We start from the raw sequence: 14,409 nt of genomic DNA on the forward strand, positions 1-14,409 counted from the left end.
GACCCCGAGAGCCCGCGTCATTTCCGGGCGGTCGCCAACGGGGTCTCGGGCTTGTCCCAGAAGCCGAACGTCTCTTCCTCCTTCTTGTTCTCCTCCTCCTGCTCGTCTTCCTCGTCTCGTGGAGAAGCCGCCCAGCGTGACGGCATGAGCACGGGGATGAACATGGCCGTGCCGAGCAGGCCGTAGACGCCGGTGGACAGCAGCGTGATCATGCCCTTGCCTGCCAGGGCGAGTTCCGGATGTACGGCGGCGCCGGTGGGAACGATGCCGGTGGCGGTCGAGACGTCGAGGACGTAGACCACGGTCCAGGCCAGCAGCGCCACGGCCGGGACGAACGTCGCCAGCGGGGATGTCCGCATGGCCAGCGGGAGGCCGACGAGCACGCCCAGCAGGACCGTCACACCAAGAGCGATCAGCATCCGCGGGTCTGAGACCGGGTCGAGGTTCTCGGAGACGCCCCGGCCCATCTCCTGGGCGGCCCAGCCACCTCCGGCCAGTAGACCCGCCGCGACGACCACGCCGGCGAGGAAGCCGAAAAAGTGCCGCATGACCAACCACCTCCTTGTGAGAGGACCCTCTGAGGCAGGGCCCTTTTCGGTTCGCCGCAACGTTAGCGACCAAACCGCCTAAATCACAGCAACTTCTGACAATTGGTCAGTCGGTGCCGTTTGAGCGTGGCTGGATGCGTTGTGCCGATCCGCGTGCTCACTTGCGCCGGCGACTGCTGATCGCGCGGTAGGTGTCCTCCAGGGCGGTGAGGGTCTCGTCGTACGTGCGCCGGGCGGCCACCCCGACGAAGAGACAGTCGATGACGGTGAGCTGGGCGATCCTGCTGCCCATCGCGCCGGATCGGAACGGCGTCTCGCGGGCGGCGGTCGTCAGCACGATGTCGGCCAACTCGGTGATCGGCGAGGGGTGGAAGTTCGTGATCGCGATCGTGGTCGCTCCGTGGTCGGCGGCTAGCCGCAGCGCCTCCAGGACGTCGACGGTGGTGCCGGTGTGCGAGACGCCGATCGCGACGTCGCCCTTGCGCAGCAGCGCAGCCGAGGTGAGCGCGCTGTGGAAGTCCTGCCAGGCGAAGGCCATCAGGCCGATCCGGTGCAGCTTCTGGTGCAGGTCGGCCGCGACGAAGCCGCTCGCCCCGGCGCCGTAGAGATCCACCCGGCGAGCCTCGACGATCGCGTCGACCGCGCGCTCCAGGGCGGCGACGTCGAGGTGCTCGGCGGTCTCGGCCACCGCGCGCGAGTCGCTGTAGCCGATCTTGGCGACGATCTCCTCCAGGGGGTCGTCGGCGCTGATGTCGCCGTCGAGCGGGCGGGCGCCGCTGCCGAGCGAAGCCTCCCGCGTCGCCTCGCGGGCGAGCGCGAGCCGCAGTTCGGGGTAGCCGCGCAACCCGATGGCCCGGCAGAACCGCAGCACCGTGGTCTCCGAGGTGCCGCACTCGCGGGCCAGCACGCCGATCGGCCGGTCGGCGACCCCCTGGGGGTCGGCCAGCACCGCGTGCGCGACCCGTTGCTCCGCGGGCCGCAGGGACGGGATCGTGCCGCGCAGCCGCACCAGGATGCCGCTCGAGTAGTCGCCGCCGGGGTTCACGCCGCCTCCGTGCAAGTCTCTGCCATGTACAGGGTAAATCGTGCAGGTCCGTGCCTACTTGCTCATACCGGCGGTCAGCCCGGCGATGATCTGCTTGGTCGCCAGGACGAACAACACGAAGAGCGGCGCCGTGGCGAGGACCAGCCCGGCGAACAGCGCCGACCAGTCGGTCGTGTACTCGCCGAAGAACTGCGCCAACCCGCGCGGGATCGTGAACTTCTCGTCGGAGCGCAGCAACACGAGCGGGTAGAGGAACTCATGCCACACCGGCACGAACTGGAACAGCATCACCGACGCCAGCGCGGGCCGCACCAGCGGCAGCATGATCTGCCCGAAGATCCGGAACTCGCCGGCCCCGTCGAGCCGGGCCGCCTCGTCCAACTCGCCGGGCAGGGAGCGGTAGAACGCCGACAGAACGAAGACGCAGAACGGCACCCCCGACGCGGCGTACAGCAGCGTGAGCCCGAGCAGCGAGTCGATCAACCCCATGGAGTCCATGAGGTAGAAGATCGGCACCAGGCCCAGCCGGATCGGCAACATCAGCCCGGCAAGGAAGTACGCCCCGAGCACCCGGTTGCCGAAGAAGTCGTGGCGGGCCAGCGGGTAGGCCGCCAGTGCGGAGACCGCCGTGCCGAGCAGCACCGCGCCGCAGGTGACGGTCAGCGAGTTCAGCAGGTACGTGCTGAACGACGCCTCCGTCCACACCTGGCCGTAACTGCGCAGCGTGGGGGACGTCGGCAGGCTGAGCGGCGCGGTGAAGATCTCGCTCGTCGGCCGCAGCGAGTTGAACAGCATGATGACCAGAGGCAGCAACGCGACGACCGCGTATCCCCACAGCAGCAGGTGGACGGCGGCCCGCCCCGGCGCCCGGCGTCCGGCCGTCACACCAGCTTCCTTTCGCGGCGGCGGAAGTACGAGGTCGCCAGCAGCGACACCCCGAAGATGAACACGAACATCAGCACGGCGAGCGCCGATGACCGCCCGATCGCCTCCACGCCGCCCTCCAGGAACGCGACCCGGTAGAACAGCAGACCGAGCACGTCGGTCGACCCCGCCGGGGACCCCGTCGACCCGGCCATCGCGTAGACCAACCCGAAGGCATTGAAGTTGCCGATGAACGTCAGCACGCTCACCACGCCGATCGCCGGGGTGAGCAGCGGCAGCGTCACCCGCCGGAAGGCCTGCCAGGCCGTGGCCCCGTCGACCCGGGCCGCCTCGTGGTACTCGGCCGGGATTCCGGCGAGCGCGGCGGAGAACAGCAGCATGGGGAAGCCCACCCACTGCCACGCGTTGACCAGGATGACGACCGGCAGCGCGGTACGCGTGTCGCCCAGCCAGGGCAACGCCCACGAGTCCAACCCGAGCCCCTCGAGCAGCGCGTTGACCGGGCCGAACGTCGGGTTGAGCAGCAGGCTCCACAGGTAGCCGATGACCAGCGGGTCCACGAGGTACGGGGTGGTGAACGCGGCCTGCAGGAACCGCTTGCCGCGGCCGTACCGGAACAGCAGGAGGGCGAACAGCAGCCCGACCGTGTTCTGGATCAGCATGGTCCCGCCGAAGAACAGCGCGTTGTGCGCGAACGCCCGCCACACCTGCTGGTCGTACGGGTAGATGCTGAGCAGGTCCCGGTAGTTGCCGAGCCCGGCGAACCCCGTCTGCCGGATCCCGCGCCACTCGAAGAAGCTGTAGTCGAGCGCACTGACCAGCGGATAGACGATGAAGACCGAGTAGAGCAGGAGCGCGGGCAGCAGGAAGACGGCGAGCACCCGCCACCGCGGGACGTACCGGCGGCCGGCGCCGGTACGTCCCGCGCGACGCCGGGGAGCGCTCAGTTTCCTGGCTTGAACCACTGCTCGACGCCCTTCTGCACGCTCTCGGAGACCGCCTCGGGGTCGGTCTGGCCCGCGAGCATCTTCTGCACCTCGTCCCGGAAGACCGCGTCACCGTTCGGCTGGCCGTACCGGAAGTCGACGAGCAACATGTACGGCGCGCCGTTGGTCGCGTAGTTCTTGGCCATCTCGGCCAGCAGCGGGTCCGACGGCGTGACCCCGGGGACCGCGGACAACTGCTTCAACTCGGTCGAGTAGAGCTGCCCGAACTCGGGAGTCGCCATCCACTTGACCAGTTCGAGCGCCTCCGCCTGATGGGCCGACCTGGCGTTGACGCCGAACGAGCCGTCGGCCCAGCCCGGCGTGACGGGCGTGGTAACCGGCGAGCCCGGCGGCGGCGGCACCTGGAAGACGCCGACCTCCAGGCTCGGGTTGGCCTTGAGCACGGGGGCGAGATCGAAGGCGCCGGTCGGGTACATCGCGGCCTTGCCCGTCGCGAACAGCGCCTGGACGTCGGGGATCTTGACGGCCACCACGTCCTTGGGGAAGTACGGCTCCAGGTCCTTGATCAGCTTGATCGACGCCGTGAAGTCGGGGTCGGTGAACTTCTTCTGCCCGCCGGCCAGCGCGTCCCGGAACGCGGTGCTGCCGTAGCGGGCGTTGCCGAAGATCTCATGGACGATCGGCAGCGTCCAGGTGGCGTCGGGCCCGGCCGCGACGGCGAACGGCGTGATCCCGGCCGCCTTCAGCTTCGCGGCCGCCGCGATCATGTCGTCCCAGGTGGCGGGGGGCTGGATGCCGTTGTCGCCGAACAGCTTCTTGTTGTAGAGCACCTGGAGCGTCTGGTACGCGAACGGCACGCCGTAGATCTTGCCGTCCGTGTGGCCCTTGGCGCCTTCGAGCAGTTTGGCGTCGAAGCCGGACAGCGCCTCCACCTTGCCGTCCAGTGGGACGAGTTGGCCCGCCTCGATCAGCGGCTGGAGCCCGCCGTACGCCCGCAGTTGTGCGACGTCGGGGCCGGCGGTTCCGGACAGGCCGGTGGCCAGGATGTTGTTGTATTCGGTGGCCTGGAACGGCTTGAACTCGACGTGGATCTTCGGGTGCGACTCCTCGAACTTGGCGAGGATCTTCTCGTACGCCTTGACGTCCTCCACCCGCCACGACCACAGGCTCAGCGTGACCTTGTCGGTGCCCGCCTCCTCGCCCTGGTCGGACGCGCCGCCGCCGGGCGCGCACGCCGCCAGCGCCACCGCGAGCACCCCGATCGCCCCCGCGATCCACCTTCTGTTCATGAGGCTTCCTTTCTGCTCGTAGACAGTTCGGCGAGCGCTGCGCGGACCCTGCCGCCGGCGGACTGCAGTGCGATTCGCGCCTGTCCCGCGGAGGCATCGGCGAGGAGGCAGACCAGGGCGACCTTCAGGTCACCCTCCGCCGCGGTGAGTGTTTCCGCGCACTGCGCCTGTGTGCGGCCGGTGGCCTCCTCGAGGATCGTGAGCAGGCGGCCGCGGAGTTTGGCGTTGGTGGCGGTCATGTCGATCATGAGGTTGGAGTACGTCCGGCCGAGCCGGATCATGACCGCGGTGGAGAACGTGTTCAGCACGATCTTCTGCGCGGTTCCGGCCTTCATCCGCGTCGATCCCGCGATGGCTTCGGGGCCGGTGTCGACCGCGACGTGGACGTCGACCCGCTCGCCGAGCGGGGCCAGCGGGTTCGACGACACCAGGACGGTCGCGGCCCCTCCCGCGTTCGCCGCGCGCAGCGCCCCCGCGACGTACGGTGTGCGGCCGCTGGCCGACAGCCCGATCGCCAGGTCGCCCTCGCCCAGGCCGAGCGCCTCGGCTGCGCCCGTCGCCTCGTCGTCCTCCACGTTCTCCATCGCCTGCTCGAAGGCGGCGACGCCGCCCGCGTGGTGCGCGACGACCTGCTGCGGGTCGATCGTGTACGTCGGCACGAGCTCGGCCGCGTCGAGAACCGCGATGCGGCCGGAGCTGCCCGCGCCGAAGTAGTGGATCGACCGGCCCGCCAGCAGCGCGCCCACCCCGAGGTCGACGGCCTTGGCCAGCTCAGGAAGGACGGCGCGGACCGCCGGGGCGATCAGACGGTCCTCGTCGTTGATGAGCTTCAGCATGTCAAGGGTCGAACGGAGGTCGATGTCGAACGTCCGCGGGTTGGCACGTTCGGTGGGGGCCGCCACCTTGATCGCCTCAAGCTCACTATCCGTCACGGAACCTTCCGCCTTATGAAGAACGTGGTGGACATGGACTTCGCTCTGCCCGGGCGTCACCACGTGGATCGGAGCCGCCCGCTCACCGCACCAGGGAGGGTCAGACACGACCTAGTGCCCTCCCTGGTAGATCAGGTACTTCTTGCGCATCTCGGCGAACGCCCTGAGCTCGTCGGCCCAGCCGGCCTCGACCTCGTCAGGGCCCTTCCCCGCGTCGACGCCGGTCCGGACCTGGGTCGAGCCGGTCATCTTGTCGATCCAGTACGGCCGGGCCGGATCGGAGGTGTCGTATCGCCACGCGAAGTCGTTCGGGTAGAGCCGCTTCGCCGTGACGATCATCGCGACGCCCGTCTTGAGCGGGTCGAACGCCTTCCGGTCCGTGACGTACAACTGCACCCCGCCGCACAGCGCGTTCGCGTGCTTGGAGAACGTGGGCGTGAAGTAGGCCGGCCGGAACCCGGCGCCGGGCAGGCCCAGCGCGTCGAGCGTCTCCGCCCACCGGTGGTCGGCGTACGGGGCGCCGATGAGCTCGAAGGGCCGGGTCGTGCCGCGCCCCTCCGACAGGTTGGTGCCTTCGAACATGCCGGTGCCCGAGTAGACGAACGCGGTGTCCACCGTCGGCATGTTCGGAGACGGCAGAACCCACGGCAGGCCGGTGTCCTCGTATGTCAGGTCCCGACTCCAGCCGCGCATCCTGACGACCGTGAGATCCACCGGCTGTTCCAGGAACTCGGCGTTGAACAGCTTCGCCAGCTCGCCGACGGTCATGCCGTGGGCCTGGGGGATCGCCTCCCGGCCGATGAACGTGGAGAACTGTGGCGTCATGACAGGCCCGTAGGCCCGGCGGCCGGTGATCGGGTTGGGCCGGTCGAGGACGACGAACCGCTTGCCGGCCGAAGCCGCGGCCTGCATGGAGTCGAACATCGTCCAGATGTAGGTGTAGAAGCGGGCGCCCGCGTCCTGGATGTCGAACATGATCGTGTCCACGCCCGACCTGGTGAAGACGTCGGCCAGCGCCTGGCCGCTCTTCAGGTAGGTGTCGTAGACCGGCAGTCCGGTCTGCTCGTCGACGTAGAAGCCCTCGGAGCCGCCGGCCTGGGCGGTGCCGCGGAACCCGTGCTCGGGGCCGAACACCGCGACGAGGTCGATCTCGTCGCCGGCGGCCATCACGTCGACCTCGTGGCCGAGGTCCGGCAGGATGCCGGTCGGGTTGGTCACGATGCCGACCTTCTGGCCCCGCACGAGCGCGTAGTCGCCCGCCATCAGGACCTGGACGCCGGTCTGGAAGCCCCGGGGGAGTGGATGGTCGTGGAGTCGGGGGATGCCCATGCCTGTCCCGGCCATGGCGACGGCCGCGGTGGACAGCAGGGCCCGCCGGGAAAAGAGCTGGCCCATCAGGTCGTGCTCCGTTCTGCGGAGGGGTCAGTAGCTCAGGCCGTGTCCGTAGGGGTAGAGGACCGAGCCGTCGGCGGCAGGGATCGTCACCGGCAACTTGCCCGTGGGGTCGGTCCGGCCGAACAGCACCCGTGCGGTGGCCTCCATCGCCGGCTTCTCCCACGAGTACGTCGCGAGGAACGTCGGAGCGCCGGGGAAGTCCGCGATGTCGTACGGGTTTCGCGTGGCGACGATGACGACGGGCTTGCCGGTGGCGAGCAGCGCGTTGACCAGGGTGCGCTGGGAGGCCGAGCTCTGGGAGTTCATCGTGGTGACCACGATGAGGTCGCTGGCGCCGGCCTTGGCCACCGCGGCGTCGACGGTCGCCTGGGTGGGGCCCGTCCCCGTCTCGAACAACTCGGTGGTGACGCCGAGATCGCCGATCGCCTCGGCGAGCCGCTCGGTCGGCGGGATCTTGACGGACGGCGGCGTGACGTTGCGGTACCCGGTCACCAGCACCCGCTGACCGGTTCCCTTCAACGGCAGCACGCCGGCGTCGTTCCGCACGAGCGTCACACTGTGACCGGCGACCGTGCGCGCGAGCGCCCGGTGCGCCGGGGTGCCGACGCGGTCGAGCACCTTGCGCTCGTTGACCTGCTGGTCGCCATGGAAGAATCCACGCTGCTTCTTGAGTCGCAGGACCCGGTAGACAGACTCGTCGATGCGCTTTTCTGTGAGCTCGCCCGAGCGGACGGCGTTCAGCACGGCGTTGTAGGCGACGTCGAGGGAGAGCGTGCTGGCCGGGTCGTCGACGATCATGAGCATGTCGACCCCGGCCTTGAGGGCGAGCACCGGGACGCGGTCGTCGCCGTACTTGTCGCGGACGCCCTGCATGGACAGCGAGTCGGTGACCACGACGCCGTCGTAACCGAGCTCGTCGCGGAGCAGTCCGGTCATGATCTCCGGGGCGAGCGTCGCGGGGTCGCAGCCCTGCTGGGTCACCACGTCGCAACTACTCTGCAGGTAGGGCATGACGACGTGCGCCGTCATGATCATGTCGGCGCCCGCGGCGATGCCGGCCCGGAACGGCGGAGCGTCGATCTGCTCCCACTGCTCCTTCGTGTGGAAGATCCACGGCACGCCGGTGTGGCTGTCGGTGACCGTGTCGCCGTGGCCGGGGAAGTGCTTCAGGCTCGCCGAAACGCCTCCCTGCTGCAGACCGCGGACGGAAGCCCGCGTCAGGTCCGACACGAGTGTGGCGCTCTCCCCGAACGAGCGGACGCCGATCACCGGATTGCCCGGGTTGATGTTGACGTCGGCGACTGGCGCGTAGTCCTGATTGATGCCGAGCGCGGCCAACTCCTGACCGGTGACCTTCCCCGTGGTGAGCGCGTCACCCGTGCTGCGGGTCGCCCCGAGCGCCATCTGGCCGGGGAACGCGGTGAACGGCTCGTCCAGCCGGTAGACGGCGCCGTGCTCCTGGTCGGTGGCGATCAGCAGCGGGATCTTCGCCGGCTGCGCCAGCGCCGCCCGCTGCAGGTCGTTGGAGAGCCCCGCCGTCTTGACGGGGTCGTTCAGGTTGTTCGCCCACCGGAAGTAGAGGAGCGCGCCGAGCTTGTACTTGGCGATGAGGTCGTCGCCGTTCTTGACGTCCGGGCCGTACATCGCCTGGTTCGCGGCGACGTCGGCCGCACTGGGCGCGTCCCCGCTCTCCCCGTAGACGTCCGCCACGAAGAGTTGCCCGACCTTCTCCTCGAGACTCATGCTCGCGATCTTGCCGAGGATCCAGCGGTCCTTCCCGCCGTGAGCATGCGCGGCGGGCGCCGTCCCGACTCCGAGAACCGCCACCGTCGCCAGAGTCAGTAACCGTCGGTAACGCATCTGGTCCTCCAACCACTCGCATGCGGGTAAATGTCATGCAAGGTCACCGCGTTGCCTGGAAGTTACTTACATCCGACTGGATGGTCAACGCTTTCTTGACAGAAACTTCACGTACGCCGATCTCGCCCGAACGGGCAGGAGTCGGTGGGAGGCCGGAGGGCATAAAGGCGGGGACATGACCGGAGACGCCTGTCCCACAGATCTCGTCCGGGCCGTCCGGGCGGCGGGCGTCCGCGACGAGCGGATGCTCGAGGCGCTCCGCGTCACGCCACGAGCGGACTTCGTTCCGGCCGGCGATGCCGCGGTCGCCGACGACGACATACCCATCCCGATCCCTCACGGGCAGGTCACCACCCAGCCTTCGCTGTCAGCCAGGATGATCGAAGGCCTCGGCCTCGCGGGCGACGAGCACGTGCTCGAGGTGGGCACCGGACTCGGTTTCCAGACCGCGCTGCTGGCCCGCCTGGCCGCCGACGTCGTGAGCATCGACATGTGGCCCGACATCGTGCAGTGGGCGCGGTCGAATCTCGCCGGGCACGACATCGACAACGTCGAGTTGCTCGTCGGGGACGGCAGTTGCGGCGTACCGGACCGCGCCCCGTACGACGCCGTCATCGTGTCCGCCGCGTTTCCCGAGGTGCCTCCGCCGCTGATCGAACAGCTTCGGGTCGGCGGGCGCCTGGTGCAGCCCATCGGACCGGGCGGGCAGGAGGAAGTCGTGGTGTTCCAGCGTACGGATACCGGACTGCAGCGCCGGCAGGTCCTCACGCCGGCCAGGTTCGTTCGGCTGTACGGACGGTACGGCTTTCCCCGTGACTGACGAGGTTGTGAGGACGCGCGGGCCGATACGGACACACCTCACTTCTCTTCACGTTCCGGCGGCGCCACCGCCCGGCCGTCGCACCATGTAGACGTCGATCGGGTCCTGAACCTCGACGGTGAACCCGTGGCGCTCGTAGAGTCGCCGGGCGGCGCTGCCCTGCAGGACATTCAGGCGAACCGGCATGCCGTCGGCATCCGACCGTTTCAGCAGTGTTCGCAGCACAGCCGATCCGAGCCCCCGGCCCTGGAGGCCCGGAACGAGATAGAAGTGCTCCAGCCACCGCCCGTCCTCCGCCGGGCGCACAGTGACGCAGCCCGCGAAGGCGCCGTCCGCCACGATGACCGACGTGTGCTGAGGGGAGAAGGAATCCCGCAGCCGCTGCCGGACCCGGTGCTCATCGAACCGTCCCAACCGCTCCAGGTCCGGGCGCATCACCGTCGCCCGCAACTCCGCGATCACCTCGACATCCGAGGGCCTCGCGGAACGCAGAGCCCAGTCCATGGGATGGCCCGGCTCGATCGCGGGCGTCGCCTGACCTGGGCGTATCCCGTCCACCCTCGCACTCGTGTCCATGGCGGAAGTATCTCAGCGGCCTACCGCGCACGCGCAGCGGGATCTTCCACAGGCCGGGCACGCAACAGTCCGGCGGGCCACACGAGAAGGGGCCCTCGCGGCGAACCGTGGTGTCCCTTGGTCTAGATCCGTTTGATCGTCGCGAACCAGGCGGGTGCGCCGTCGTCGCCGTGGTATCTCGTCTGGACCCGGTCCGGTTCGACGGCGGCGACGTTCCATCCGTTGCCCGGGTCGAACGCCGCTCTCAGCTCCTCCCGGCTGACGGGGTGCGGGCCGGTATCGGGTCCCTCGTCGCTGAAGCACAACACGTAGAGGGTTCCACCGTGCTCGGTCACCGACGCGAGACTCGCCACGTACCGGGGTCGTTCGTCGCCGTCGCAGGTGTGGAACATTCCGCAGTCCAGCACGGTCTCGAACCTGCGCCCCAGACGCTCCAACCGGAACGCGTCAGCCACAGCGAACTCAGCCGCGATCCCACGGTCGGCGGCCTTCTCCCGGGCGATCGCCAGTGCCGTCTCGGCCACGTCGACGCCCAGAACCGGAAATCCCAGCGAGGCGACGTGAAGAGCGTTGTCCCCGGTCCCGCAGCCCACATCGAGCACCGCTCCGGCGAATCCGCCTTCGGATGCCAAACGCACAATCGCCGGCTGCGGCCGGTCGATATCCCAAGGCGCGGGGCCGTCATGGTACGACGCGTCCCAGGCCAGCCCCGTCATCCGTTCGTGACTGGTCGGGCGCCGACCACCGAACGGGTCTTCAGCAAGGGTTCCTGATCGCTCCGACAACTCGACCCCTTCCCGCAACCGATGCCACCCCATCGTGGCACGCCGATTCGGCCACAGTACGACTGCGCCGTCGAGGACATGCACTGTTCGTCAGCGGGTTCCGGCGGGTGGTCAGGCCAATTGGAGCAACCAATGGTTGCGCATGATGGAGCACCTCCTCTACAGTCATGTGCAATAAAACGTTGCGAGAGGATTGAGGGTCGGGATGGAGTACGGCAGCATCGAGCGGGAGATCCACGTCGAAGCCACGCCTGAGGTGGTCTACGAGGTCATCAGCACGCCCGAGCACCTGCGGGAGTGGTGGCCGGACGAGGCGGAGTTCGAACCGGTGCCCGGCGCCACCGGGGTCATCTCGTTCGGCGACACGTCCACGCCGGAGGCGCACGTCGTACCACTCACGGTGGTGGAGGCCGACCCGCCCCGGCGGTTCTCCTTCCGGTGGGTGTACGACGAGGATGCGGCCGCGACGCCGGCCAACTCGCTTCTGGTGACCTTCGACCTGGTCCCGTCTGGTGCGGGCACGCTGCTGCGCTTCACCGAGACGGGGTTCCGGGAGAAGGGCTGGGAGGCGGCCGTGCTCGAGGAGCAGTACCGCGACCACACCAGCGGCTGGGACCACTACCTGCCCCGTCTCGTCACGTACGTCGATCGGCTGGTGTCGACGCCATGAGCTTCACCATCGACGACGAGCTCTGGTCGGCGGTGGGGGACCCCATCCGGCGGCGGATGCTCGACCTGCTGCTGACCGACGGCGGCGGCACTTCGACCACGTTGAGCGCGCGACTGCCGGTCACGCGGCAGGCGGTCGCCAAACACCTCGCCGTATTGGACCGGGTCGGGCTGGTCCACGTCACACCGTCCGGACGCGAGCGCCTCTACGCGGTGGACGAGGCGCAACTCGCCCGCGCGATCGCGCAGCTGTCGTCGGTCGGCGCCACCTGGGACGCCCGGCTGCGTCGCATCAAGCGGATCGCCGAGGCGATCCAGCGCAACCAGGAGAGCTGACCCCCCTCACGGACGAACGTCGCCATGTCCGTGGCGGCGCCGATGAACGCTGCCCGCATGCGGGCGCACACAAGAGAAAGAGGTATCGAGATGGTGGACATCCTGCACAGGATCGGAGTCACGTCGTCCCCCGGCGACGTCTACACGGCCTTGACCACTGTCGACGGGCTGGCGGGCTGGTGGACAGAGGAAACGGACGGCGACGGTAACGCCGGGGGAGTGCTCCGGTTCCGCTTCGAGCCCGGCGGCTTCGACATGAAGGTCCTGGACGCTCAGCCCGCCGAGCTCGTTCTCTGGGAGGTCGTCGACGGTCCCGATGAGTGGATGGGCACACGGGTCCGCTTCGAGCTCAAGCAGGAGGACGGCTTCACGATCGTGTTGTTCCGGCACGAAGGCTGGAAGGAGCCGGTGGAGTTCATGTACCACTGCAGCACCAAGTGGGCCACCTTCCTGATGAGCCTCAAGAAGCTGGTCGAAACCGGCACGGGCGAGCCCGCGCCACACGACGTCAAGATCAGCAACTGGCACTAGGACGTGTTCCCATAAGCGGCGCCGTGTGGCTCAGACCTCTGGAAGGGAGGGATCGGGTTTCCAGGGGTTCGGCGCGGTGATGGACCAGCGTTCATGGTCGCGCCAGGCCCCGTCGATGTAGAGGTAGGCGGGCGACAGCCCTTCGTAGCGGAAGCCCAGGCGCTGGGCCAGGGCCAGGGACGCCTTGTTCGCCGGCTGAATGTTGGCCTCCAGCCGGTGGAGCCGCAGGTCGGTGAAGGCGTGCTGCAGGGTGACGGTGAGCCCGTCGGTCATGTAACCCTGCCCTGCGGACGGGGCGAAGGCCGCATAGCCGAGGGACGCACCCTGGTAGCGGCCCCGGATGATCGAGTTGATGTTGACCATGCCGGCTGCCGCGCCGGTCTCCCGAACTCGGATCAGAAAGCCCAGGTTGGTGCCGTCGTCGATGCGGCGCATCCAGACCTGGAACTCCTCCGCGGTCGCGGGCAGCTGCATCCATGGGTGGTGCAGTTCGGTGCTGGCCTGCACGAGCGAGCAGAACTCGTCCTGGTCGGAGAGGGTGAGCGGGCGCAGTTCGACCCGTGATGACATTTCGGACATGGGGCCAACGTTAGGGCCTCTTGCGAGCAGTGGATCACTCGAGCACGATCCCGGAGAAGAAGGACCAGGCCGCCCACCGGCTCAACCGAGGTTCGTGGGCGGCCGGCCAGTCAGGGGGCGAGGGTGAACCAGTCGGTGAAGCCGCTCGGGTCGTGGCGGCCCATGGCGCCGTGCTCGAAGAGGCCGTAGCCCAAGGCGCCCTCACAGGTGACGCGGGCGACGTGGTCGACGATGCCGAACATCATCCGGCCCGCGACCTCCGGTGACTCCAGGTCGTACGTGACGCGTTCGGTGAAACCTGGGCCCTTCCACACGCCATGGGACCAGTCGGGGTCGCTGCTGTAACCGGCACCGATGTGCAGCGCCACCGGCAGCAGCGACTCGATCTCCAGCACCACGGGCTTGCCCTCCGAGCCGGTGCAGCGGATCACCGCGCCGGTGGGGATCCGCGTGCCGGACGCGTAGGAGATGGCCACCTGGGGCCAGCCGAGTTGCTCCACCCGGCCGTCGCGCCACACGCGGGTGCAGTCGTTGAGGGTGCGGAAGCCGTCCGGGTTCTCCTGGAGGATCAGCACGACGGCGTAGTCGTCGAACCGCAACGGCATGTAGAGCCACCACATGCCCTCGAACGGCGGGTCCGCCGGCCGACCGGCCGGCACGGGTTCGCCGACCGGGCGGATGCCCCACGAGCGGTCGCGGGTGCCGACCCAGCGGTCGGGCGTCACCGCGATCTCCTCGCCGTCGATGACGATGGAACCGGACCACGTGCCGACCTGGGCGAAACGCTGCGCGTCGAGGGTGACGCGGCTGCCGGCCCGCATGATGTGCGGCTGCTCCTGAACGACGGGGAACGAGCCCTCCCACGTCATGTCGAGTGCGATGCCCTCGGTCTCGTCCATGACGACGCGCAACTTCTGGAGCGGCTCCACGACCTCGATGCGGTAGCCGCCCACCCTCTGGTTCAGCCGGTCGTCGTCGATCGCGTCGCCGAGGTGGACGGCCGTCTGCGTGCCGCCCCGGCGGACCAGGACGAAGGCGTCCTTGGTGCCGAGGTTCGGGTACCAGCCCATCCCGGTGATCACGAAGATGTCGCCCGTGCGGTCATGGGCGTTCAAGTAGCAGCGGTCATAGAAGTTGCGGTCACTGGTCGCCGCCCAGGTGACCGGCAGCGGCGCCTGATGGATGGGGTACTCGTCGAGCGGACCGACCACG

At 68.8% G+C, this 14,409-nt stretch carries 16 protein-coding genes; 4 read left to right on the plus strand and 12 right to left on the minus strand.

Annotated elements, in window-relative coordinates:
- Positions 1–17: 17 nt before the first annotated feature.
- The 8 genes from Pmi06nite_RS37730 to Pmi06nite_RS37765 form a co-directional block, all read right to left on the minus strand.
- Positions 18–548 carry a hypothetical protein gene (locus Pmi06nite_RS37730; RefSeq protein WP_203958027.1) on the minus strand — a complete coding sequence of 177 codons (531 nt, stop codon included), beginning with the start codon at positions 546–548 and terminating at the stop codon, positions 18–20.
- Positions 549–705: 157 nt separating this feature from the next.
- Positions 706–1,593, minus strand: coding sequence for a MurR/RpiR family transcriptional regulator (locus Pmi06nite_RS37735; protein WP_239114475.1), 888 nt, complete (start codon positions 1,591–1,593; stop codon positions 706–708).
- A gap of 54 nt (positions 1,594–1,647) precedes the next feature.
- On the minus strand, positions 1,648–2,478 hold the full coding sequence (locus Pmi06nite_RS37740; RefSeq protein WP_239114476.1) for a carbohydrate ABC transporter permease: 831 nt from the start codon (positions 2,476–2,478) through the stop codon (positions 1,648–1,650).
- The gene (locus Pmi06nite_RS37745; protein WP_239114477.1) at positions 2,475–3,443 is read right to left on the minus strand and encodes a carbohydrate ABC transporter permease; all 969 of its coding nucleotides are present in this window, start codon (positions 3,441–3,443) and stop codon (positions 2,475–2,477) included. The genes Pmi06nite_RS37740 and Pmi06nite_RS37745 overlap by 4 nt, the downstream gene beginning before the upstream one ends.
- A complete protein-coding gene (locus Pmi06nite_RS37750) occupies positions 3,422–4,714 on the minus strand; it encodes an extracellular solute-binding protein (protein ID WP_203958028.1) in 1,293 nt (430 codons plus the stop codon). Before Pmi06nite_RS37750 ends, Pmi06nite_RS37745 begins: the two co-directional genes overlap by 22 nt.
- Positions 4,711–5,646, minus strand: a complete 936-nt coding sequence (locus Pmi06nite_RS37755; protein ID WP_239114478.1) for an N-acetylmuramic acid 6-phosphate etherase — start codon at positions 5,644–5,646, stop codon at positions 4,711–4,713. The genes Pmi06nite_RS37750 and Pmi06nite_RS37755 overlap by 4 nt, the downstream gene beginning before the upstream one ends.
- Positions 5,647–5,757: 111 nt before the next feature.
- Complete coding sequence (locus Pmi06nite_RS37760) at positions 5,758–7,041, minus strand: exo-beta-N-acetylmuramidase NamZ family protein (RefSeq protein WP_203958029.1); 1,284 nt, start codon at positions 7,039–7,041, stop codon at positions 5,758–5,760.
- A 27-nt stretch (positions 7,042–7,068) separates the two neighbouring features.
- Positions 7,069–8,901: a glycoside hydrolase family 3 protein gene (locus Pmi06nite_RS37765; RefSeq protein ID WP_203958030.1), complete on the minus strand. Its 1,833-nt coding sequence runs from the start codon at positions 8,899–8,901 to the stop codon at positions 7,069–7,071.
- A gap of 175 nt (positions 8,902–9,076) precedes the next feature.
- Here Pmi06nite_RS37765 and Pmi06nite_RS37770 point away from each other — a divergent pair, with 175 nt between their 5' ends.
- Positions 9,077–9,721: a protein-L-isoaspartate O-methyltransferase family protein gene (locus Pmi06nite_RS37770; RefSeq protein ID WP_203958031.1), complete on the plus strand. Its 645-nt coding sequence runs from the start codon at positions 9,077–9,079 to the stop codon at positions 9,719–9,721.
- A gap of 48 nt (positions 9,722–9,769) precedes the next feature.
- Here the strand turns inward: Pmi06nite_RS37770 and Pmi06nite_RS37775 are convergent, their stop codons facing one another.
- Positions 9,770–10,297 (minus strand): GNAT family N-acetyltransferase, encoded by a 528-nt coding sequence (locus tag Pmi06nite_RS37775; RefSeq protein ID WP_239114479.1) that lies wholly within the window; start codon positions 10,295–10,297, stop codon positions 9,770–9,772.
- A 122-nt stretch (positions 10,298–10,419) separates the two neighbouring features.
- Positions 10,420–11,115 (minus strand): class I SAM-dependent methyltransferase, encoded by a 696-nt coding sequence (locus tag Pmi06nite_RS37780; protein WP_203958032.1) that lies wholly within the window; start codon positions 11,113–11,115, stop codon positions 10,420–10,422.
- A 172-nt stretch (positions 11,116–11,287) separates the two neighbouring features.
- Between Pmi06nite_RS37780 and Pmi06nite_RS37785 the strand changes: the two genes are divergently transcribed.
- From Pmi06nite_RS37785 to Pmi06nite_RS37795, 3 genes are all read left to right on the plus strand, one after another.
- Positions 11,288–11,752 (plus strand): SRPBCC family protein, encoded by a 465-nt coding sequence (locus Pmi06nite_RS37785; RefSeq protein WP_203958033.1) that lies wholly within the window; start codon positions 11,288–11,290, stop codon positions 11,750–11,752.
- Positions 11,749–12,087 carry an ArsR/SmtB family transcription factor gene (locus Pmi06nite_RS37790; RefSeq protein ID WP_203958034.1) on the plus strand — a complete coding sequence of 113 codons (339 nt, stop codon included), beginning with the start codon at positions 11,749–11,751 and terminating at the stop codon, positions 12,085–12,087. The genes Pmi06nite_RS37785 and Pmi06nite_RS37790 overlap by 4 nt, the downstream gene beginning before the upstream one ends.
- Before the next feature lie 90 nt (positions 12,088–12,177).
- On the plus strand, positions 12,178–12,618 hold the full coding sequence (locus Pmi06nite_RS37795; protein WP_203958035.1) for an SRPBCC family protein: 441 nt from the start codon (positions 12,178–12,180) through the stop codon (positions 12,616–12,618).
- Positions 12,619–12,648: 30 nt separating this feature from the next.
- On the opposite strand, the gene Pmi06nite_RS37800 is transcribed toward Pmi06nite_RS37795, so the two are convergent.
- Positions 12,649–13,197: a GNAT family N-acetyltransferase gene (locus tag Pmi06nite_RS37800; RefSeq protein WP_239114481.1), complete on the minus strand. Its 549-nt coding sequence runs from the start codon at positions 13,195–13,197 to the stop codon at positions 12,649–12,651.
- A 110-nt stretch (positions 13,198–13,307) separates the two neighbouring features.
- Entirely contained in the window at positions 13,308–14,408 is a 1,101-nt protein-coding gene (locus tag Pmi06nite_RS37805) for an Rv3169 family protein (RefSeq protein ID WP_203958036.1), read from the minus strand.
- Position 14,409: the final 1 nt, after the last annotated feature.

Source organism: Planotetraspora mira (genome assembly GCF_016863275.1).
GTDB lineage: Bacteria > Actinomycetota > Actinomycetes > Streptosporangiales > Streptosporangiaceae > Planotetraspora > Planotetraspora mira.